This is a genomic window from Acinetobacter sp. Root1280 (assembly GCF_001425285.1).
Lineage (GTDB): Bacteria > Pseudomonadota > Gammaproteobacteria > Pseudomonadales > Moraxellaceae > Acinetobacter > Acinetobacter guillouiae.
In genome coordinates this window covers 486527-507256 of the sequence record NZ_LMED01000012.1, presented here as the reverse complement: position 1 = coordinate 507256, position 20730 = coordinate 486527, and the positions used below count along the sequence as shown (strand labels likewise).

Annotated in this window: 18 protein-coding genes and 1 tRNA gene; 7 read left to right on the top strand and 12 right to left on the bottom strand. The window is 38.1% G+C overall.

Features of this window, described 5'->3' with window-relative positions; translation table 11 throughout:
* Nucleotides 1-5 precede the first annotated feature (5 nt).
* Complete coding sequence (locus tag ASC84_RS12205; RefSeq protein WP_056514989.1) at nucleotides 6-932, bottom strand: DMT family transporter; 927 nt, start codon at nucleotides 930-932, stop codon at nucleotides 6-8.
* Nucleotides 933-1862: 930 nt separating this feature from the next.
* Between ASC84_RS12205 and ASC84_RS12200 the strand changes: the two genes are divergently transcribed.
* The 4 genes from ASC84_RS12200 (at nucleotide 1863) to ASC84_RS12185 (ending at nucleotide 5614) form a co-directional block, all read left to right on the top strand.
* Nucleotides 1863-2990, top strand: coding sequence for a Re/Si-specific NAD(P)(+) transhydrogenase subunit alpha (locus ASC84_RS12200; protein WP_004723168.1), 1128 nt, complete (start codon nucleotides 1863-1865; stop codon nucleotides 2988-2990).
* A gap of 11 nt (nucleotides 2991-3001) precedes the next feature.
* A complete protein-coding gene (locus tag ASC84_RS12195; RefSeq protein ID WP_004723166.1) occupies nucleotides 3002-3322 on the top strand; it encodes a proton-translocating transhydrogenase family protein in 321 nt (106 codons plus the stop codon).
* Nucleotides 3323-3325: 3 nt separating this feature from the next.
* Nucleotides 3326-4780 (top strand): NAD(P)(+) transhydrogenase (Re/Si-specific) subunit beta, encoded by a 1455-nt coding sequence (locus ASC84_RS12190; RefSeq protein WP_056514986.1) that lies wholly within the window; start codon nucleotides 3326-3328, stop codon nucleotides 4778-4780.
* Nucleotides 4781-4909: 129 nt separating this feature from the next.
* Nucleotides 4910-5614 carry an FG-GAP repeat protein gene (locus ASC84_RS12185; RefSeq protein ID WP_056514985.1) on the top strand — a complete coding sequence of 235 codons (705 nt, stop codon included), beginning with the start codon at nucleotides 4910-4912 and terminating at the stop codon, nucleotides 5612-5614.
* A gap of 181 nt (nucleotides 5615-5795) precedes the next feature.
* On the opposite strand, the gene secF is transcribed toward ASC84_RS12185, so the two are convergent.
* From secF to queA, 11 genes are all read right to left on the bottom strand, one after another.
* Complete coding sequence (gene secF / locus ASC84_RS12180; RefSeq protein WP_004723159.1) at nucleotides 5796-6764, bottom strand: protein translocase subunit SecF; 969 nt, start codon at nucleotides 6762-6764, stop codon at nucleotides 5796-5798.
* Between the two features lie 10 nt (nucleotides 6765-6774).
* The gene (gene secD, locus ASC84_RS12175) at nucleotides 6775-8676 is read right to left on the bottom strand and encodes a protein translocase subunit SecD (protein ID WP_004723158.1); all 1902 of its coding nucleotides are present in this window, start codon (nucleotides 8674-8676) and stop codon (nucleotides 6775-6777) included.
* A gap of 53 nt (nucleotides 8677-8729) precedes the next feature.
* Nucleotides 8730-9059, bottom strand: a complete 330-nt coding sequence (yajC, locus tag ASC84_RS12170) for a preprotein translocase subunit YajC (RefSeq protein ID WP_004723156.1) — start codon at nucleotides 9057-9059, stop codon at nucleotides 8730-8732.
* A gap of 134 nt (nucleotides 9060-9193) precedes the next feature.
* Nucleotides 9194-10324 carry a tRNA guanosine(34) transglycosylase Tgt gene (tgt, locus tag ASC84_RS12165; protein WP_004723155.1) on the bottom strand — a complete coding sequence of 377 codons (1131 nt, stop codon included), beginning with the start codon at nucleotides 10322-10324 and terminating at the stop codon, nucleotides 9194-9196.
* Between the two features lie 275 nt (nucleotides 10325-10599).
* Nucleotides 10600-11016 carry a hypothetical protein gene (locus ASC84_RS12160; protein WP_056514982.1) on the bottom strand — a complete coding sequence of 139 codons (417 nt, stop codon included), beginning with the start codon at nucleotides 11014-11016 and terminating at the stop codon, nucleotides 10600-10602.
* A 238-nt stretch (nucleotides 11017-11254) separates the two neighbouring features.
* The gene (locus tag ASC84_RS12155; RefSeq protein ID WP_056514978.1) at nucleotides 11255-12268 is read right to left on the bottom strand and encodes an AAA family ATPase; all 1014 of its coding nucleotides are present in this window, start codon (nucleotides 12266-12268) and stop codon (nucleotides 11255-11257) included.
* A gap of 11 nt (nucleotides 12269-12279) precedes the next feature.
* On the bottom strand, nucleotides 12280-12996 hold the full coding sequence (pnuC, locus tag ASC84_RS12150; RefSeq protein ID WP_056514976.1) for a nicotinamide riboside transporter PnuC: 717 nt from the start codon (nucleotides 12994-12996) through the stop codon (nucleotides 12280-12282).
* Nucleotides 12997-13255: 259 nt separating this feature from the next.
* A complete protein-coding gene (locus ASC84_RS12145; RefSeq protein ID WP_004723147.1) occupies nucleotides 13256-13825 on the bottom strand; it encodes a LemA family protein in 570 nt (189 codons plus the stop codon).
* Nucleotides 13826-13844: 19 nt separating this feature from the next.
* Nucleotides 13845-14870: a hypothetical protein gene (locus ASC84_RS12140; RefSeq protein ID WP_056514973.1), complete on the bottom strand. Its 1026-nt coding sequence runs from the start codon at nucleotides 14868-14870 to the stop codon at nucleotides 13845-13847.
* Between the two features lie 88 nt (nucleotides 14871-14958).
* Complete coding sequence (locus ASC84_RS12135) at nucleotides 14959-15981, bottom strand: hypothetical protein (protein WP_056514971.1); 1023 nt, start codon at nucleotides 15979-15981, stop codon at nucleotides 14959-14961.
* 147 nt (nucleotides 15982-16128) lie between these two features.
* Nucleotides 16129-17166 (bottom strand): tRNA preQ1(34) S-adenosylmethionine ribosyltransferase-isomerase QueA, encoded by a 1038-nt coding sequence (queA, locus tag ASC84_RS12130; RefSeq protein WP_056514968.1) that lies wholly within the window; start codon nucleotides 17164-17166, stop codon nucleotides 16129-16131.
* 184 nt (nucleotides 17167-17350) lie between these two features.
* On the opposite strand from queA, the gene ASC84_RS12125 reads away from it, so the two are divergent.
* The 3 genes from ASC84_RS12125 (at nucleotide 17351) to ASC84_RS12115 (ending at nucleotide 20681) form a co-directional block, all read left to right on the top strand.
* Nucleotides 17351-17437, top strand: a tRNA-Leu gene (locus tag ASC84_RS12125).
* 534 nt (nucleotides 17438-17971) lie between these two features.
* Nucleotides 17972-18952 carry an aspartyl/asparaginyl beta-hydroxylase domain-containing protein gene (locus tag ASC84_RS12120; RefSeq protein WP_056514965.1) on the top strand — a complete coding sequence of 327 codons (981 nt, stop codon included), beginning with the start codon at nucleotides 17972-17974 and terminating at the stop codon, nucleotides 18950-18952.
* Between the two features lie 451 nt (nucleotides 18953-19403).
* Nucleotides 19404-20681 carry a sensor histidine kinase KdpD gene (locus ASC84_RS12115; protein WP_056514963.1) on the top strand — a complete coding sequence of 426 codons (1278 nt, stop codon included), beginning with the start codon at nucleotides 19404-19406 and terminating at the stop codon, nucleotides 20679-20681.
* The last annotated feature ends 49 nt before the right edge of the window (nucleotides 20682-20730 follow it).

The window sequence follows — 20730 nt, the reverse complement described above, 5'->3', positions numbered from 1 at the left end:
ACAATTTAGTGTGCAAGTTTCTTTTTAGACAAAGTAATCATCATGACACCGATGATATTCAGTAAACAACCAAACCATTGTATCGCATTCATATGCTCACCGAGCAAAGCCACAGCCAAAATAATGGTTAGGATCGGGCCAATCGAACCAATCATAGCTGCTTGTGCAGCACCTAAACGAGAAATACTTTGCGCGACCAAAATCGTCGGCAAGACTGTCACCAATAAGCCTAAGGCGATACCATACCAAATGACTTGTATCGGAAGTTGAGTAAGCAGTTGAATCGGCTCGGGTGTTGCAATGATAAAATGGGTTAGCGTACCAAAACATGCAATGCTTAATGCCAAACCGGTGTAATTCCATGAACCAAATTTTTGAATTAAACGTGGGGTCATGAGTAAGTACGTCGCAAAACAGACCGCACTGGCAAAGACTAAACTCACGCCTAGCCAGAAACTTCCTTCATGCGGTACTGTGCTTTGCTCTTGTAGCATCACAATCACTGTACCACCATAGCTTAATGCAATCGCTAGTATGGTTCTAAAGTTGAGTTTTTGCTTATAAATAAAGCTTGTGGCAATCACTGTCAGTGTTGGATAGAGAAATAAAATAATACGTTCCAACGATGCACTGATATACATCAGACCAGCGAAGTCGAGCCAACTTGAAAGGTAATAGCCCATCAAACCTGCAGCAACCAATAAGGCCCAGTCTTTTCCTGTCATATTTTTATTATGATGGCGATTGAACCAACACAGTAAAAGGAAAAAAGGCAGGGCACTTGCCATTCGCAATGCCATAAGCACGGTGCTGTCAACCAATGGTGATAATGCGTAAGCCTGTTTAATAAAAATAGCTTTGGTACTAAATAAGAAAGCCGCACCAAGTGCGAAAATCGAACCGAGTTGGGTACTGGATAAAGAAAGTTTCATGAATTTGACTGCATTGACGATGTCGCTATACGACATGTAAATTTGAACAAGCAGTATAAATGTTGTTTTCAATCAGTGGAAATACAAAAAAAGAATGAATTGGCGCAATAAAAGGAATATAAAACACACTTGCTTACTTCTTTTTGTGTGGATTTAAGTAGCATTTAAATAGATTGAAATAAAAATTGTATAAAAATCAACCTTGAAATCCTTGTTTATAAACTGCTCAAATTCAATATGCTATTTTTTGCACAAAAAAGGTGCAACATCGTAATGGCTGGTTCAAGCTGTTCGAGTATTATTAACTGACAAAATGGCAAATAAAAAAAAACTAAAAATTTTTGTAATTGCTTTAGACTCAGTTCTAGGGTAATTCTAATGGCTATTCCAAGTACTTTTTTTTATTAATGAAATTAAAAAATGTAATAAAAACCGACTTACATTTTTGACGGAAAAAATGATAGAAAAGGCCAATATAAGCTGATAAAAAAACTATGTAATTTGTCAGAAAGGTCAATAGGGGTGTTAGTTTTTGTGCTAAATCTATTGTTTTATGGACTATTTAAACAGCAAGCTGGAATGCTTAAAAGTGAATCATACTGCTGTAAATGCCAATCAGTAGGGTAGGGTAAGCAGCTTAAAATATCCAAATAAGCTTAAAAAAACATCATTTTTAAAAATTGGAGACAGGATATGTCAAAAAAACTGAGCAGGATAATACGAGAAAAATACAATAAATTGAATATAGGGTATATCGCACAATTATATTTATGAATCATCAGTTCAAAATATGGGTATTTATTAAATAAATATTGGGTGGTATTTTAAAAAAGTTCAATTAGAATCCAAAAATTCATAACAACGCATCTGGGGGAAACATCGGGTTATTTACGATGTTTACTTGAAGAAAAATTAGCTTGAGGAACGCTCATGCAGATTGGAATCCCAAAAGAATCTGTCGTCGGTGAAAACCGCGTAGCCGCTACGCCAGAGACAGTAAAAAAGTTGATTAGTGCTGGTCATAGTATTGTCATTGAACGAGGCGCTGGTAAAAAAGCGGCTTATATTGACAGTGCTTATGAACAAGTAGGCGCTAAAATTACAGATGATGCCTATACAGGTAGTCAAATTATTTTGAAAGTCCGTGCACCACAAGGTGAGGAAATTCAAAAGCTTGCCGCAGGAACAGCTGTGGTAGCTATGTTTGACCCATACCGTAATACTGAACTTGACCAATTTGCGTCACAACAAGTGTCTGCATTTGCGTTAGAGCTTTTGCCACGAACACTGTCTCGTGCGCAAAATATGGATGTATTGTCTTCTCAAGCCAACCTAGCAGGTTATAAGTCGGTGTTATTGGCCGCTGCGGAATATCAACGTATGTTCCCAATGCTGATGACCGCTGCTGGTACTGTGAAACCCGCTCGTATCGTGATTATGGGTGTGGGTGTCGCAGGTCTTCAAGCCATTGCAACTGCAAAACGCTTAGGCGCAGTTGTTGAAGCAACAGATTTACGTCCAACTGCACGTGACCAAGTCGAATCGCTTGGTGGTAAGTGGTTAGATGTACCGATGTCTGATGAAGAAAAACAAAAAGCTGCCGATGCCGCTAAAAATGGTTATGGCTGGATGCCAGGCGAGCAATATATTCAAGACCAAGCCATCATCGTAGATAAAGCCGTGTCAAATGCAGACATCGTGATTACTACTGCGTTGTTGCCAGGTCGTGATGCGCCTCGCTTAATCAAAGCTGAAACTGTTGCCAAAATGAAACCAGGTTCAATCATCCTAGATATGGCAGTTGAATCAGGCGGCAACGTTGAAGGTTCTAAAAATGGTGAAAATGTTGTCACTGACAATGGCGTGACGATTTTAGGTATTCCAAATATTCCTTCTACAGTATCGACAGAAGCTTCGGCACTGTATGCACGTAATGTTTTCAATTTCGTAGAAACTTTGTTTGATCAAGAGAAAAACTTTGCCATCAATCAACAAGACGAAATTCAAAAAGCACTTCTAGTAACTCATGGCGGTCAAGTACTGCTGAAGCGTGGTTAAGGAGAGTCATCATGGTTGAAACTATTACTATTTTCGTCTTAGCCATCTTTGTTGGTTACTACGTGGTTTGGGGTGTCACACCTGCATTGCATACGCCGTTAATGGCAGTAACCAATGCATTGTCCTCAATTATCGTTGTGGGTGCGATGATACAAACTGTTGGAATTCCTGGTGTTGTAGACGCAAGTGTACAATTCCAGTCCGTGAATGTTGTTAGTGTACTTGGTGCAATTGCAGTGTTCTTGGCAAGTATTAACATTTTTGGTGGCTTCGCAGTGACTGCACGTATGCTTGAAATGTTTAAGCCAAAACAAAAGAAAAAAGAGGGCTAATCTATGGAAATCATTCGAGAATATGCGGATTGGTTCTACCTTGTAGGTGCTGTCCTTTTCATCTTAACGTTACGTGGTCTTTCAGGTCCTAAAACTGCGATTGCTGGTAACCGTTACGGCATGATTGCCATGGCGATTGCGGTAATTACCACATTCTTTGTTGCAGATCATCCTGTTGTATGGATGATTGGTGGTGCAATGGTGTTGGGTGCAATTGTGGGTATTGCGCGTGCACGTACAGTTCCAATGACACAAATGCCAGAAACAGTGGCATTGATGCACTCACTTGTTGGTTTGGCTGCGGTACTGATTGCGATTGCGGCAATTTTACATAATAACCAACTGACTGCTTTGTTTGCACAAAACGAATCTGCTTTAACTGCTGCTGGTGTACAGCATGCGCATATGAGTAAAGTTCATTTATTTGAATTATTCGTCGGTTGTTTCGTTGGTGCGATTACCTTTACTGCATCTGTATTTGCTTATGGTAAATTAGCTGCAAAGAAATGGGCAAAAACCATTTCAGGTGCTTGGGTTAAACCCGTTCAAGCGATCATTTTCCTGGCTATGCTGGCGTGTGGTGTGTACTTCTTTACCACAGGCAATATGCAAGCATTCTGGGCAATGACTGCATTGGCACTGGCATTTGGTTGGGTTTGGATTGCACCAGTCGGTGGCGGTGATATGCCAGTTGTGGTTTCACTACTGAACTCATTCTCTGGTTGGGCTGCAGCAGGTATTGGTTTCACACTTGAAAACAACATGCTGATTGTTGCGGGTTCACTGGTGGGTTCATCAGGTGCGATTCTATCTTACATCATGTGTAAAGCAATGAATCGTTCAATCATCAATGTATTGTTTGGTGGTGCGATGGGTGGTGCGGCTGTAGCATCGGTTGATAAAGGTGAGCAAGTTCAACGTAATTACCGTTCTGGTTCTGCGGATGATGCGGGCTTCTTGATGTCAAATGCAGACAGCGTTGTGATTGTACCGGGTTATGGTATGGCGCAAGGTCGTGCACAAAACGCAGTGAAAGAATTGTGTGAAATCTTGAAAGAGCAAGGTGTAACGGTTCGTTTTGCAATCCATCCAGTTGCGGGTCGTATGCCTGGTCATATGAATGTATTGTTAGCGGAAGCTGATGTTGCATATGAAGACATCTTGGAAATGGATGAGATCAACTCTGATTTCCCTGCGACTGATGTTGTACTGGTAATTGGTGCAAATGACGTTGTTAACCCTGCGGCTAAAGATGATCCAACTTCACCAATTTATGGTATGCCGATTCTTGAAGCACATAAAGCACGTACCATTATGGTGATCAAGCGCTCTATGGCAACAGGTTATGCAGGTTTAGACAATGACTTATTCTACAATGACAAAACCATGATGATCTTTGGTGATGCTAAGAAAGTTGTTGAAGAGATGACAAAAGCAATCAATGGTGGTGGGCACTAAGCCATTATCGGATTAAATCCACCCCAACCCTCCTTTGATAAAGGAGGGAGCCTAACCGCCTTCGGGCGGTTTTTTATTTAAGCAATTTTAATGCTATGATTTTGATAAAATTGACTGAATAAAAAAAAGATGAATCAACCATTTAAAATAATCTGTAAAAGCTTAGGAATTTATCTGGCATTTTCCTTGTCTATAACGCATGCACAAATTTTTCAAATTCAAGATGGCTCGAAACACTATGATGCCGTAATTGATATTGCATGTGAAAAAGATGAATGTGGAGCTAAGGCCGAAGTAAAGCTATTTAAAAAGGGCAGTAAAGCGGTATTTCAAGCATTTCACTCTGATGACCTGACTATGTATTTGGATGAAAAGTTTAAACCGAGTGTTAATGTTATACAGCTTTATGACGAACAAAGCCCTTTGATTTTTGATGATTTTAACTTCGATGGAACAGAAGACCTTGCGATTAGAAACGGCAATTATGGTTCTTATGGCGGTCCTGTGTATGACATTTACGTATTTAATCAAAGCAAGAATAAATTTGTTTTAAGTCAGGAACTGTCTGCACTCACTCAAGAAAATTTAGGCATGTTCGAGCTAGACAAAAAGCGCAAACGCATCATTACCTTTAATAAAAGTGGCTGTTGCTACCATATTCGCTCTGAGTATCAAGTTGTACCTAGAAAAGGTTTATTGCTGGTTCGAGAGTTTATTGAGGATGCAACTTCACCAAAAGGTGATCAAGTTGAAGTCACAGATCGCAATCTGGTCAATGGAAAATGGAAGGAAAAGACCAAGTGTTACCCAACTGCAAAATATTATGCTCAGTAGTCACAATTTACCTCGTATCGCTATTTTGTATTGACATCGCTATATGATGTAAATCAACAGATGCTGAATAGTGGGGCAGAGTGATATCTTATGAATAGAATGATTTCTTTACATTGTGATGTTAAATTTTAAACATAAAAAAGCCCATCCAAAGATGAGCTTTTTTAATTAAAACTGAAACTTAATGAGGAATATGCTCTTCATCTTCAAATTCAGGTTTAACTTGTACGATAAAGTCTTGACGATTAAGACCACGCCACAATGCAAATGCAGTACCGATATAGATTGAAGAATACGTACCTACAAATACACCAATAAACATAGCAACTGAGAACCAGTGTAAGCCATCACCACCCAAGAACATCATTGCAAGTACAACCAGCAATAATGTCATCGAGGTATGAATAGTACGTTTTAAGGTTTCAGTTAAGGCAATATTCACAATTTCTAACGGTGTCGCGCCACGAATCTTACGGAAGTTTTCACGGATACGATCCGATACAACAATGTTATCGTTTAACGAGAAGCCGATTAAGGCAAGAATAGCCGCTAAAACAGTAAGGTCAAATGGCCATTGCATCATTGCAAAAATACCAATCGTTACGATCACATCGTGCAGTAATGAAAGCACTGCACCAACTGCAAGTTTAAACTCAAAGCGAATGGTCACGTAGATCAGCATAAGTAGCATTGCAAGCGCTACAGCACCTGCAGAGCGTAAATATAGCTCATTACCGACTTGACCACCGACAGAGTCAACCTTATGAACAACGGCAGTGTTATTCGGCAGTTGAACCGCTTTGGTGATGGTATTACTTAAGTCTTCAACTTTAAGGTCTTGCGCTGGCATACGTACAATTAAGTCTTTGTTTGAACCTAATGTTTGTACAACTGCATCTTTAAAGCCAGCTTTATCCAAATTGGAAATCACGTCTGCTGGTTTTGCCGCATATTGATAGTTCAATTCTGCAGAAACACCACCAGTAAAATCTAAACCAAGATTTAAGCCTTTGGTTGCAATAAAGAAGATACTTGCAATGGTCAAAAGGATTGAGATGATTGCCGCTGGTTTGGCAATCTTCATGAAATTAATTACATGCTCATCATCTGGGCGACCATATTTCTTTTTCGGTTGAGTCACATCAGTCATCTTCGATCTCCTATATGCTCAACTTATTCAAGTTACGTTTTCTGCCATATACCAATTGGACAATTGCACGTGTTACTGTAATTGCAGTAAACATTGAGCAAATAATACCAATCATCAGCGTTACAGCGAAGCCTTTGATCGGACCTGTACCAATAGCAAACAGAATAAATGCAACCAAGAATGTGGTTAAGTTTGAGTCGAGAATAGTGTTATAGGCTCGATCATAACCGGCAATAATGGCCTGTTTGGGCGAGGCGCCCCAGCGCATTTCTTCTCGTATTCGCTCACAGATCAGTACGTTGGCATCGACCGCCATACCAATGGTGATTACGATACCGGCAATACCTGGCAAGGTCAGTGAAGCCCCGATCCAAGACATGATGGTGAGAAGCATTGCCAAGTTAATCACCAGTGCAACATCAGCAATTAAACCAAATAGACGGAAGAACACGATCATCCAGATTGCAACAAGCAGGAAACCAACTTGAGTTGATAATACGCCTTTGTCGATGTTCTCTTGACCCAAACTTGGACCAACAACACGTTCTTCTACAAAGTACATTGGTGCAGCTAAAGCACCAGCACGTAACATCAATGCAAGTTCAGCCGCTTCTTGAGGAGAATCTAAACCGGTAATACGGAAAGATGAACCTAAAACAGCTTGAATATTTGCAGCATTGATCACCACAGATTCAGTATATGGTGTGCGAACTTCTGTCATCGCACCTGTAACTGGATCAGCAACAGAGGTGATTTTTTGTTTATTTTCAATAAACAAAACCGCCATACGTTTGCCAACAGCAGTACGGGTTGCGTCTGACATCAACTTACCACCAGCAGTATCTAAAGTAATATTTACTTCAGCGCCACCACTATCTTGGCTAAAACCACTTGATGCATTTTGTACACGTTCACCCGTAAGGATACGGCTGCGATTTAATAATAGTTCACGACCACTGTCCAAAGATTCGTAAGCAAAAACTTCAGTACCTGGCGGTAAAGGTTGACCATTATATTTACCTGTGAAACGGTCAATATATTGATCATTTAAATCAGACACTAAACGGAATTCAAGGTTTGCAGTACGCCCCAAGACACGTTTAGCTTCGGCAGTATCTTGTACACCAGGCAGTTCAACCACAATACGGTTGCTACCTTGGCTTTGTACCAATGCTTCAGCCACACCTAACTCATTAATACGGTTACGTAAGGTGGTTAAGTTTTGGTTAAGTGCGTAAGATTGAATGTCTTGCTTGGTCGCATCGTTATAGGTCAACTTAAGCGTAGAACCTGTATCCGTTGCTAAAGCTTGTTGATTGAACTTATTCCCATCACGACGTAAAAAGTCCATTACCGCTGCACGGTCATCATTATTTGCAAACTGAATCGTAATGGTATTGTTGTTCAATGAAAGACTATTAAATTTAATCTTATTGTCACGGAACTCACGACGTAAGTCTGTTGCTGAGGTTTCCATACGTTGTGCAATAGCTTTGTCCATATCTACTTCAAGTAAGAAATGGACACCACCACGTAAGTCCAAACCAAGCTTCATTGGCTTAGCGCCAATTTTTTGCAACCACTCAGGTGTGGTTGGTGCAAGGTTTAATGCAACGGTATAGTTCTCACCCAAACCTTTGCTGAGGACATCTTTCGCTTTTAACTGTGCTTCAGACGTATTTAAACGCAGAAGGGCAGCATTGTTGGTGAAGGTATTATCATGACTGCTAATATTTTCACTTTTTAAAATTTGCTCTGCTTTTTGTATGACAGACTGATCAATTGTGGTGCCAGCCTTGGCACCAGAAATTTGAACAGCAGGTTCGTCAGGATACAAACTCGGCAGCGCATATAATGTACTGATCACTAGTACCACTAGAATCAATATATATTTCCATGCAGGGTAACGCATTCGCTTTCTTCTTAAAATGAAAAAGTCGTGCTAAGTGCACGACCGTTTTATGATTAAAGGTTATTTAATGTGCCTTCAGGGAGTACTGAAATAACACTTGCACGTTGAACTTTGACTTCATTTCCTTTGCTTAATTCAACCACTGCAAAGTCGCCATCAATTTTTAGGATACGACCCATTAAGCCGCCTGCAAATACAATTTCACTGCCAACACCTAAGCTTTCGATTAAAGTACGGTGTTCTTTTGCACGTTTTGCTTGAGGGCGCCAGATGAGAAAATAAAAGATTGCAACAAATACTACAATCATCAATATGTTTGCCATCATGCCTGGGCCTTGTGCAGGCGCTGCTGCAGCGTGAGCAGAAGAAATAAATAAGCTCATTCTAATTTCCTAATGTTAAAAATTATCTGCCATTTTCATGGCTTTTAAATTGACTTGTTCAGCAATTTACCTTGTCTTGGGTTTCAGCGCAAATACTGTTGAATTAATCTTCAATTCAACTTTATATTGGGGCATTAGTCAGCAGGACAAGGAGGAACTTCTAAACCGCGACGTTGATAGAAATCAGTCACGTATTCATCAAAAGTTCCCTGATCTAAAGCATCACGAATATCTTGGGTAAAACGTTGGTAATAACGTAAATTGTGGATCGTGCCCAACATTGAACCGAGCATTTCACCACATTTTTCTAAATGGAATAAATAAGCACGGGTGAAGTTGGTACAGGTATAACAGTCGCAATGTGGATCCAGTGGGCTTTGATCATGACGATATTGGCTGTTACGAATTCGAACTAGACCATCGGTAACAAAATAATGACCATTACGTGCATTTCGAGTTGGCATGACACAGTCGAACATATCGACACCGCGACGAATTGCTTCAACGATATCTTCTGGTTTACCCACACCCATCAAATAACGTGGTTTATCTTCTGGCATTTTTGCAGGCAGATAATCCAAAACTTTGATCATTTCTTCTTTTGGTTCACCTACAGATAAACCACCAATCGCAAAGCCATCAAAATCAATTTCTTTAAGACCGTTTAAAGACTCTTCACGAAGGTCTTCATACATTCCGCCTTGAATGATTCCAAACAATGCGTTTCTATTTTTTAAAACATCGTGATGTTGAGTTTTACAACGCTTTGCCCAACGTAATGACAGTTGAAGCGATTTCTGTGCTTCTTCATGGGTTGCTGGATATGGCGTACATTCATCAAAAATCATCACAATATCTGAGTTCAATGTATGTTGAATATCCATTGAAATTTCAGGAGATAAAAAAACTTTTGAACCATCGATAGGTGAGCGGAAAGTAACCCCTTCTTCTTTGATTTTACGCATAGCACCCAGACTGAAGACTTGGAAGCCGCCTGAATCAGTAAGAATCGGTTTGCCCCATTTCATAAACTCATGCAAACCGCCGTGTTCACGGATAACATCTAGTCCAGGACGTAAATAAAGATGGAAGGTATTGCCTAAAATAATTTGTGCTTTGATATCTTCGATATCGCGTGGCAACATGCCTTTAACTGTGCCATAAGTTCCCACAGGCATGAACACAGGTGTTTCAATCACACCATGTTCTAAAGTTAAACGACCACGACGAGCACGCCCCGACTGACCTAATTTTTCAAACTTCATAAATAACCTAAATCTGGCGAAAAAACAGTTCGCTGATTGATAATTGCAAAAGGGGGCTATTTTCCCTGATTTTATGGTCGAATACCAGTCATGTTGTTTTTCATAATGTTAAATTTAAAATTATTGATTTAGCGCCTTGAACATCAATAGATTGATACGAGAATCATTTTTTTATCGTTGAATAATTATTGTTTGAATATCAAGATATTATTTTTATACAGCTAAAAAGCGAACTGTAGTTCGCTTTTTAGCTTAGATTTGGACAAGATAGAAAATTAGTCTTTTGCCTTACGGCCGATAATGATCAAGGCGATAACTCCCAGAATCATGATGAATATTCCATAATGATTCCAAAAATTACGTTGCATTTTATTTTCTTGGTATTCAGGATTTTTACTTAAGGTTGAAATGACATCATCAGGTAATTCATAAAACGTATCTGGTTCTGCATCGGTCATGCCGACCAAGGTGCAGTCCCATGTTTTGACATCTGCCCATAAGATTCCAAAGTGACTACATTTATATCCTGCATTTAAACTTTTAAGATCTTCATATTGACTTAACACTTCTTGTGGAAATGGGCCAACTTTAAACATTTCATCGCCTGTATTAAAAACTAACAGGCCTTTCGCTTGAGCAGGGGCTTGCCAGAGAAAACACAGACATAACATCATGAATAATTTTTTTAACATTTAATTTACTCCAATCTTTAGATTGTCTTTTTATTAAGTTGATCATTTTTAGTTGATCGTTTTGTTCTAAAAATAGTCATTTTTTAGCGGTTTGAAAATATCAGAAAATGATCGAAATGTCATTTTTTATGTTGAAAATAAACAGGATTATGGCTGAATTTTTATTCAAATTTCCACAGGGTGATTTAGGCGATATGTTTCGAGTCAAATATACTCAATCGCCATAATCGATTCCTGATCATGGCTTTAAAGCTGATCCAAAAAAATTATTGAATTTATCAAACTGATTTAGCACTTGTTCAACCTTGGCAATCCGTTGTTCTAAACTTCCTGTTAAAGCGATGTATGGAATCCGACGTTGTTTGAGATCCGCAATAATTTGCTGATGAAAAATAGCTCTTTTTTGGGGGCCGCTACGATCCCAAGTGTCGTCATAAGCAATATCATCTTCACACAAGAAAAATAAGTCATAGCGCTGTGCATTTTCGAGAGCAAGTTGTTTGAGGTGCTCAGGTAATCGTCCATGATAATCCATACAAAACATCGCTGTGGTTATCGCGTTGGTATCTACAAATAAATAACGGTTTGCATCTAAAGTGACCTGATCTTCATAGACGATATGACGATCTGCAATAATATTGAAATCTTCAAAACCGATACGACGATCAACTTGGTGAGTTTCCCAATATTCACGCCCATATTCTGGGGCAAAAGTTGTTGCATACTTTTTCGCAAGCGCTTCAACCAGGGTCGACTTGCCTGTAGACATGGCACCGACAAAGGCGACTTTGCTAATCAAATCTGCATAGACACAGTTGGGGATAAATTTCCGATTTTGAAAGGTATTTGCTCGGATCATTGTAGCGGAGATCGGCACCTGTAGACGTGACTCATCCACTCTACGATCAATTGCATTGAGTGCAGTGCTGACATGCTCACCATAAAATTCACTACTATAAAAATGCGAAATTTTCACGCCATTGAGCTTTTGAATGATGTAATTTTCTTGTTCTATTTCAAAAGCCCGATCATTGGAATAACCCTCAGGCCCATCCCATGCTTCAATTACATGAATTTGAGGAAATAAATCTCGGATCCATTGGGCGCGAATGTTTAAGGGGATAGTTGTAATTGAACTTTGATAGATCAATACATACAGCTCATCTACCTCTTGTAATGCTGTTTCAAATACATGCACATGACCTGCATGTAAGGGTGCATATTTACCGAGTGTTAGTCCGATTTTTTTCATAGTTTTTAAATTCAATAGGATGAGTTTGAATAGTTTTGTGCAAGTTTGTTCCAGTTAGAGTAGCCATAGATGGCATTGATCAGAAAGGCCGACCACATCAATAACATCATTGCACCATCACCACTCCCATCAAGGGTTCGGATCGCCCACATTAAAATACTGAAGATATTTAAAGTAATATAGAACCACCATTGCTCTTTAAAACGCAGCAGCATCAAAATCGTTGCTGTGATTGCAAGGATATTGGTGGTTGCATCTATATAAGGCGTATTTTGAGTGGGAATTTGGGCAAGCAGATAACCGAGTATCGCAATACAACCTATATTGCTCAGGATGATCAAAATCAAATAAGCCTGCCGAAGGGTATAGGCCTGTTGTAATTGTTTTTCTTTGGTATGTTTCTGCCAAAGTAGCATGCCGATCAAAGCGGTTGGGACAAAGAACAAGAGATTCAGTCCCATTTCGCCATAAAGCCCGTTGTTATAGCAAATCCATGCATAAGCACAGCTATTAAACAAACCAAAACTATAATTAAGAATATTGCCTTTTGCTGCCAATACCACACAGAGAATTCCGCTGAGTAATACCACGAAATTAAACCATGTATCTTGTTGAACTAAGGTAATGATACAGCCGATGAAAATAAAACTAAAAAGCCAAATAATCTCAAATACATTCCAGTTTTTGAAAAGAAGGCGAAAGGGATGGGTGGAAAAGATTTTCAACATAGGGTTGGTAATTCTAAGTAATGCTGCTGGTGTTATTTTCTGGTAATTTATACCCGATTTAAATCCTACAGACGATTTGAAATTTTAGTTTAATCGCATGCAAGGACTGGATTGTTGACCATTGTTTTTTACCAAGCTTGTTGATAAATCCATTGTCATTATTTATTTTTTACGTATTTATTCAAGTGATGTTTGATTAAAGAACCTTCCCAATATTTCCTTGGGAAGGATGGGTTTTTCCAACAATATAGAGTAAAGCTTAGTTGAAATTAGGCTTGTAATCAAAATTCTGAGTGACCACATTGTCTGAAAATGGACGAATTGTTTTCTTTGCCAAAGTAATGGTATTGATCATATTGTTTGGAAAAATTTCGATGGTGTTATTAAATTCTTCAACATTACGGTTAAATATGGTGATTGCTGCACCGACATTTTCATTTTGTTCTTGAATATCATCCATCATTTTTGCATACAAAGTATCCGCTTTGAGTTCAGGATAATTTTCAACCACCACATTTAAACTTTTCATTAAATCTTGATTGAGTTTTTCAACATGTTGCAGTTGAGAAACATCGGTATTGTTTAGATTTAGATTCAAAATTTGCTGACGTAACTCGGTCACTTTTTCCAAAGTTGATTTTTCAAACTGTGTATATTGCGCCAAAGTTTGCTCTAAAGTTTCCAGTGTTTTTACTTTCTGGCGTTCAAAATTGGCAACCTCAGCCCATGCACGTTGTGTCGCATTGAAATAACGCACAATGTTATTCCTAACCAGAATACCCCAAACGATCAGAACAATAAAAATCCCAATAAATATGATTAAACCCATTTTGATTATTCCTTTTGATTTATGAAATCAAGTTTAGCATGCACTGTTTAAATTTTTCATATTCAGGCATGGTTAATGTTCTTAAATGTCCACGAAGTGCTGAAATATCCTGAAGCTTTTGTTTTTTACGACGAATGCGAAAGAGATCTTGATCTCCCATATAGCACAGCATATTTTCTTCAAAATGATAAACAATATCACCTGAATAGTGTTGAAAAAAATCACTTAATTTTAAGGTGATACTTGGACTAATGGTACGGGCAAGTTGATGTTGATCATAGCCAAAAATATATAAATTTTGATTGACCAGAATATCCGCAGTTTTCCATATTTGGGTATAGGGCGGAATAAATTCATGATGTTTATTACTGGCGGCAAAGCCGAGGGCAGGTAATTGAAAAATAAAAGCGCCCCATTGGTTTTTATGGGTTTCCTTAATTTTCTGTTTTTCACCCTGAGTATTGGGCAGTGAAAACTCATCGACATAATGATACTGAAATAACATCACATGATGTTCTTGTTCACCATCAAACCATTTGGTGGATGCAAATTGTTCAATCTCATTCAACACATTGCCTTGCGAAAACAACGGAAAACTTTGTTTTAACTTGCACATGATCAAAAAGGTATTGCTTGTTGTGGAGATATGACTTGGGGTTTTATTAAAATCTAATTCGTAGCGGAGAAACATCATGCGCTGTTCTAAAAAATTGATGACTTCATCAATTGGATCGCTTTGCTCATAAATTAAATAAGCAGCAAAACAGCATAACAATGCTGCTAATAGACTCAGTGGGTAGGGTATATAGTGATGAATCAGCCAACCAAAAATTGCAGTCAGTACCCCAATCATAAACAGCAGTCTGGGGATGAGGTTATGAAAAAATAACTCTCTACATTCTCCCCACGGATGTAAGCCATCTAAAATATCTTGTGCAGATTGAGCCTGTTGTCCAATTTCCCAAAGCCGAGCGATATTGCGCATCACATGTTTATTTTTTCTTGTGCGTAGGTGAAGTAATCGCTCAACGGTTTCTATAGGCATGGCAAATAATCATGATTGAAGTCTATTAAAGTTCGAATTCCAGATTGATCAGTATGCGATAAATTATTGTATCGACAAAGTAAATTGTTTATTTTTCAACTTTATTTGTCCCATAATGAGGCTGGACTTCTTGTAGAATGGTGATCAGCGAATCTTTAAGCTGTTCATAATCAGGCATGTTCATGCTTTCAAGTTGTGCAGCCAAATCATAGACAGTTTGAACTTTATCGACTTGCATTTGCGCTTTGGTAATATCTGTTTTAAATAGCCAGCACAAAGAAGGGCGCTGAGCTTGAACATAAAAATCACCTTTAAAATTAGCCATGGCTTGATCAAGCATTAATACATGATTTGGTGTAAAAAATTTGGCAAGTTGCATTTCATTTATGCCACTTAATTGGTACTGATTGTCGAAACGAATATCCCCACTCGACCATTTTACGCCAAGACGGCAGGCTCGATTTTGTTTAGATGAAATACTGATACCTTGAGCAGGGAAGTTTTCTAGGATGATCCCCCATAAATCATAATGACGATATTCAGTCTTTTTTTTGCCTTCTGAATCACGAGTTTCGACTTCATCAACATAATGATAATTAAACAGCATATATGGATAGTTGATACCGTTGACCTGCCAAGTGCCATAAATGCAATGAGCAATGGTATTTTCATGATCCCCTAAACCAAATAACGGGAAATTATAGGGAGACTCAATATTTTCATCGAAGGCATTGGGATAGAAGCGGATTTGATATTTTGCTTCGAGGTTCTTTTGATGAGCATCTTCAACCAATTGATTGAGGGCTTTTGTCGAAGTGCGTTTATAGAAAGCAAAAGCCACACTTGCACCCACAACCAGTAAGAGTATCGGGTGGGTAAAAATAGTCAGTACAAATAAGCCAATCGCAATCGCGATAAAAAGCCAAAAAGTATAATTTTGAATAGACAGACTCGGATCATCTTGCCAATTCTTTAAGCTTGCAATGATCTGTTCAAAATCTTGATTTGAAGAGAGTAACTGATTGATCGCATGGATATTGTGCTGAGTCTTGCTATTATTGGCATGTTGTTGGCTAAAAGCATTTTGAATTTTTGTCAGTAAATCATTCATCTTTATTCATTATTGTGGCAAGTGCTTAGATGCCTGATTGTAACGAAAAAATGATTTTGAATGCAAAGTGTCGTGTTTAAACCACACTTTGCATATTGGTGGTCTGACTAAGCAATAACTTTTAAATAGGTTGCGCTTCGTTAGACCTTAGCCATTTGCGTTTTCAATCAGCATTGCATCGCCATAACTAAAGAAACGATATTTGCTTGCAACAGCATGTTGATATGCGTTCATAATATTGTCACGGTTGGATAATGCAGATACCAACATTAACAAGGTAGATTCTGGTAAATGAAAGTTGGTGATCAAGCGATCAACCACACAGAATTGATACCCCGGATAAATAAAGATTTGTGTATCACCTGTCCACGCGGCAATTTTTCCCCCAGACGCTTGTGCTGCACTTTCTAAGGCGCGTGTTGCTGTCGTTCCAACGGCAATCACTTTGTTGCCACGTGCTTTGGTTTCCTGAATCAATTTTGCTGTTGCTTCAGGTACATCACACCATTCACTGTGCATGATGTGATTTTCGATCTGATCTGTGCGTACTGGTAAAAATGTTCCAGCACCCACATGCAAGGTTACAAACGCTTTATTTACGCCTTTTTGCTCTAATTTTTCTAATAGGGCTTGGTCAAAGTGCAAACTTGCTGTCGGTGCTGCTACGCTTGCTAATTTGGTTGGATCGTTAAACACGGTTTGATAGCGTTCTGTGTCAATGGCTTCTGCTTCACGGTTAAAGTAAGGCGGAATAGGCAATTGCCCATATAAATCTAAAACTTGCAAAATAGGCTGAGAAAACTCCACCACAAATAAGTTTTCATGACGCCCTGTTACCGTCACTTTGACTTCATCTTTGCCAATAAATAATTCTGCACCTGCTTTAGGCGAATTGCTGGCTTTGATATGACAATGTGCAATGGTCTGATCAAAAATACGTTCAACCAAAACTTCAATAGCACCACCAGAGGCGCGTTTACCTTTTAAACGTGCTTTCATCACTTTGGTATCATTGAGTACCAATAAATCACCTTCATTGAATAAATCAAAAACATCGGTGAAGTGAAGATCTTGGTATGAACCATCTGCATTGAGATGTAAAAGGCGAGAAGCGCTACGTGTTTCAAGTGGGTAGCGCGCAATGAGTTCGTCGGGAAGTTCGAAATTAAAATCGGAGAGTTGCATCATGAGGAAGAAAAACTGACATTTGGGATTTAAAAACTGCCGCTAGTATAGTCGTTTTTCAAATTAATGGCTGAAATTGATGTTTTATAATCCAAAAAAACCAGATCTGCCTTAAAATTAAACAAATGTGAAAACTTGTCGTTGACAAGAAAATGAAACGCGCTATTATACGCACACAACCTCTCCCGAGGTGGTGAAATTGGTAGACGCGGTGGACTCAAAATCCACTGTCAGCGATGACGTGTCGGTTCGAGTCCGACCCTCGGGACCATATATTATGGAAAGCCTTCAAGCATATTTAGACTTGAGGGCTTTTTTATTGCCTGAAATTAGTGCTATCAAAAACTAAGAAATGAAATAAGAACGCGAGTGCTTAAAAAGAAAAAACTGATTCTGATCACTATGGATCAATTAATAGATTGGTATTTAAATGATGGTTTCGATGTTTAATTAAAATTACGTAATTTCTAGTGTTCCTTCGATCCCTCTTTAATGACGCATTTTTATAACAAATATCAGTATGCGATAAATAGCGCCTGATCACTTAAGAATGATAGTTAAAATTTTTAATTTCAATCATTTAAAACTTAACCAAAGGTGTACATATTTCTTGCCTATAGGAAGATTAATTAGTTATAGTTAAAAGTATTTTAAATAATTTGAAAATATTTTATTTTTCCCGCTATTTTGAAAAATAACTAAATGATCTCAGTGCGGCTTATCCAGTAAAGAAGATTGGTTTTATTTAAGGAAAATCAAGGACACACCATGAGGATACAGAAATCATAATCGGAGTAAAATTATAATGAATCTAAGTATTATGATCATCATTGGTTTAATCGTGTATTCGATAGCAGCCATGACTTATGTATACCGTTGGCGAGGAAAAGCACGTTATGAGTCACTCTCACAATATTTAAGAAAAAGTTGGCCTATATTTGCACCATTTAATTGTGTTCTGTATATGACGACACGCAGCTTTGCAAAAAAGCCAATATTAGATGCTGACTTTTTAGAAAATATTGAAGTACTTAGAGCCAATTGGACAACTATTAGAGATGAGGCAATAGCATTAGAGTCATCGGGTGTGTTTGAAGTGATCAAGACACCTGGAGCAGACGGTTATTATGATGTTGGTTTTCGCACTTTTTACAAACGTGGTTGGAGTAAATTTTACTTAAAATGGTACGGAACAACGCATGTTTCTGCGCAAAGATTATGTCCCAAGACTTTGGCATTACTTAATCAAGTCCCTGCTATTCGAGGTGCCATGTTTTCACTGTTACCAGCAGGTTCTGAACTGAGCTTACACGCTGATCCTATTGGTAGTAGTTTTAGGTATCATCTCGGTTTGCTGACACCTAACTCTGAAAATTGCCAAATTAATATTGATGGGCAAACCAGTACTTGGTTTGATGGTAAAGATTTTGTCTTTGATGAAACATATCCGCATTTTGCATATAACACAGCTAATTCAGCGCGTTTAATTCTGATGTGTGATGTTGATCGTCCGATGAACATATTTGGACGAATTTTTAACAGTGCTTATCGTATTCTTGTCAAAGGTACCGTTGTTCCAAACACGCCTGAAGATAAAAGAGGGCTGTATAGTGCGATTTTTAAATTTTTTGCGCCATTTAGACAGTATTCAATACAATTTCGTGAAAAGCATTTCAAGACGTATAAAATACTCAAATTCATTTTAAATTTAACTCTGCTATCTCTGATTTTTATGATCTTGTATGGTGTGGTTTATTTATTTGAAATGCTCTTTTTAATGAATTAAAAATAACGTATTTTCTCACTCATTTAAGGTATATCCTTGCTCTGGTTGATGCCGAATTTTACTATTGTGTATTTTACAGCGGCTTCTACATCCTTAAGCTTGGCTATAGACGCCAATAGGTTGATATCTGATTTATTAATTTGATCACCATGTTTTAAACCATTGGCTTTTATAAAATGCTTCGTTTTTTCTATTCAAATCATAAAAATATATAAGGCTCTAACTGATTGCTCATATTCAAAAAAATGTGAAATTTATCGAAATTTTCACCCCATTGTTTTTATTTGATTGTATTGCTGTTATATTGTTTTATGTGAACATTTGTAAGTGCTCTTCCAAAGCTGTGTTTTGCAATCTGTCTTAAGTTTTGATGTGTTTGGAAGCAATTGATATTTAAAAGTGGGCGATTTAAATAGCTAACGTGTTAACTGAAAGTGCAAATGAGGTAAACATGAAATTAGAATTCTTAGAAGCTCATCAGACCGAACAGCTCAGTGCTTGTCGACTATCGCTGATTTTAGGGGTCTATACCTCAAATAATAAAATTGAACGCTATTTGCGTGTAGCGCGTGCCGTTCTCAATGTCGAAAATGCTTTTTTTACTTTTCATAATGAGCCTTATATTTGGGTTGCAAATGAAGACAGTGATTTCAAAGCCGCGTCAGTTCCGCATAAACTGAGTTTATCGCCGTATTTTGGCAATCAGCTCATCGTTTCAGAAACCCATAAAAATTATGAAAAATTCTCGCAATATATGGCTGAAATTGGAATAAAACACCAACGCTTATTATGCTATGACTTTAAGTTAGAAGATGATGACTCTATTGCACATGTTTATTTTTATGATGATAAAGATACAAGATTTACAAGCAAACAGCAGGCTTTATTAGAAGAACTTAGCTCAGGTTTGGTGACGATTTTAGCGCGTAAATCTGAATCTCAAGATTACTATGAGTTATATGAACAAGAACGCGCTTTAAATTTTAGTAAGACCAAGTTTTTCCAAGTCATTGCACATGATTTACGTGCGCCATTCCATGGGTTAATTGGCTTTTCGGATGTTTTAGCAAATGAACGAGAAACATTGAGTGATGACGGTATACAAGATATTGCAGACTATCTGCATGATACCTTGCAATCGACTTATTCCTTACTTGAAAATTTGCTCAATTGGGCGATGGCAGAAGGTGGGCGCTTTGTTTATCACCCGATTAATTTTAAATTAAAACAGACCACAAAGATCGTTTACGATGTGCTTAAGCCTTTGGCAGTAAATAAAAATATACAACTGATTGAAAATGTTGCTGAGGATTTAAGTGTTTTTGCTGATATGAATATGGTGACCTCGGTAATTCAAAATTTGGTTTCAAATGCTTTGAAGTTTACCCGTACTGATGGTTCTGGAAAAGTTTCCATTGTTGCGCACCCAGTAGGGAAAAATATAGAAATTATTATTCATGATACTGGTTTGGGAATGACACAGTCGCAAATTGAGCAACTGTTTGAACCACAGATCAAAGCCAGTATAAAAGGTACGATTGGGGAGCGAGGAACAGGTTTAGGGCTGGTTCTATGTAAACGATTTGTGGATCTCAATCATGGAAAAATCTCTGTAAGCTCTAAAACAGGTGAGGGAACGACTTTTATTGTTGCTTTACCCGCTGCAAAAAACACCCATCAAACTTTGGTCTGTCCTGAAATCAAGCAAGATAAAATAAAAATTTCATAATTTTATGTTTGAACAATTTATATTGATTGAAGGTGGTGGTTTTTTGAGC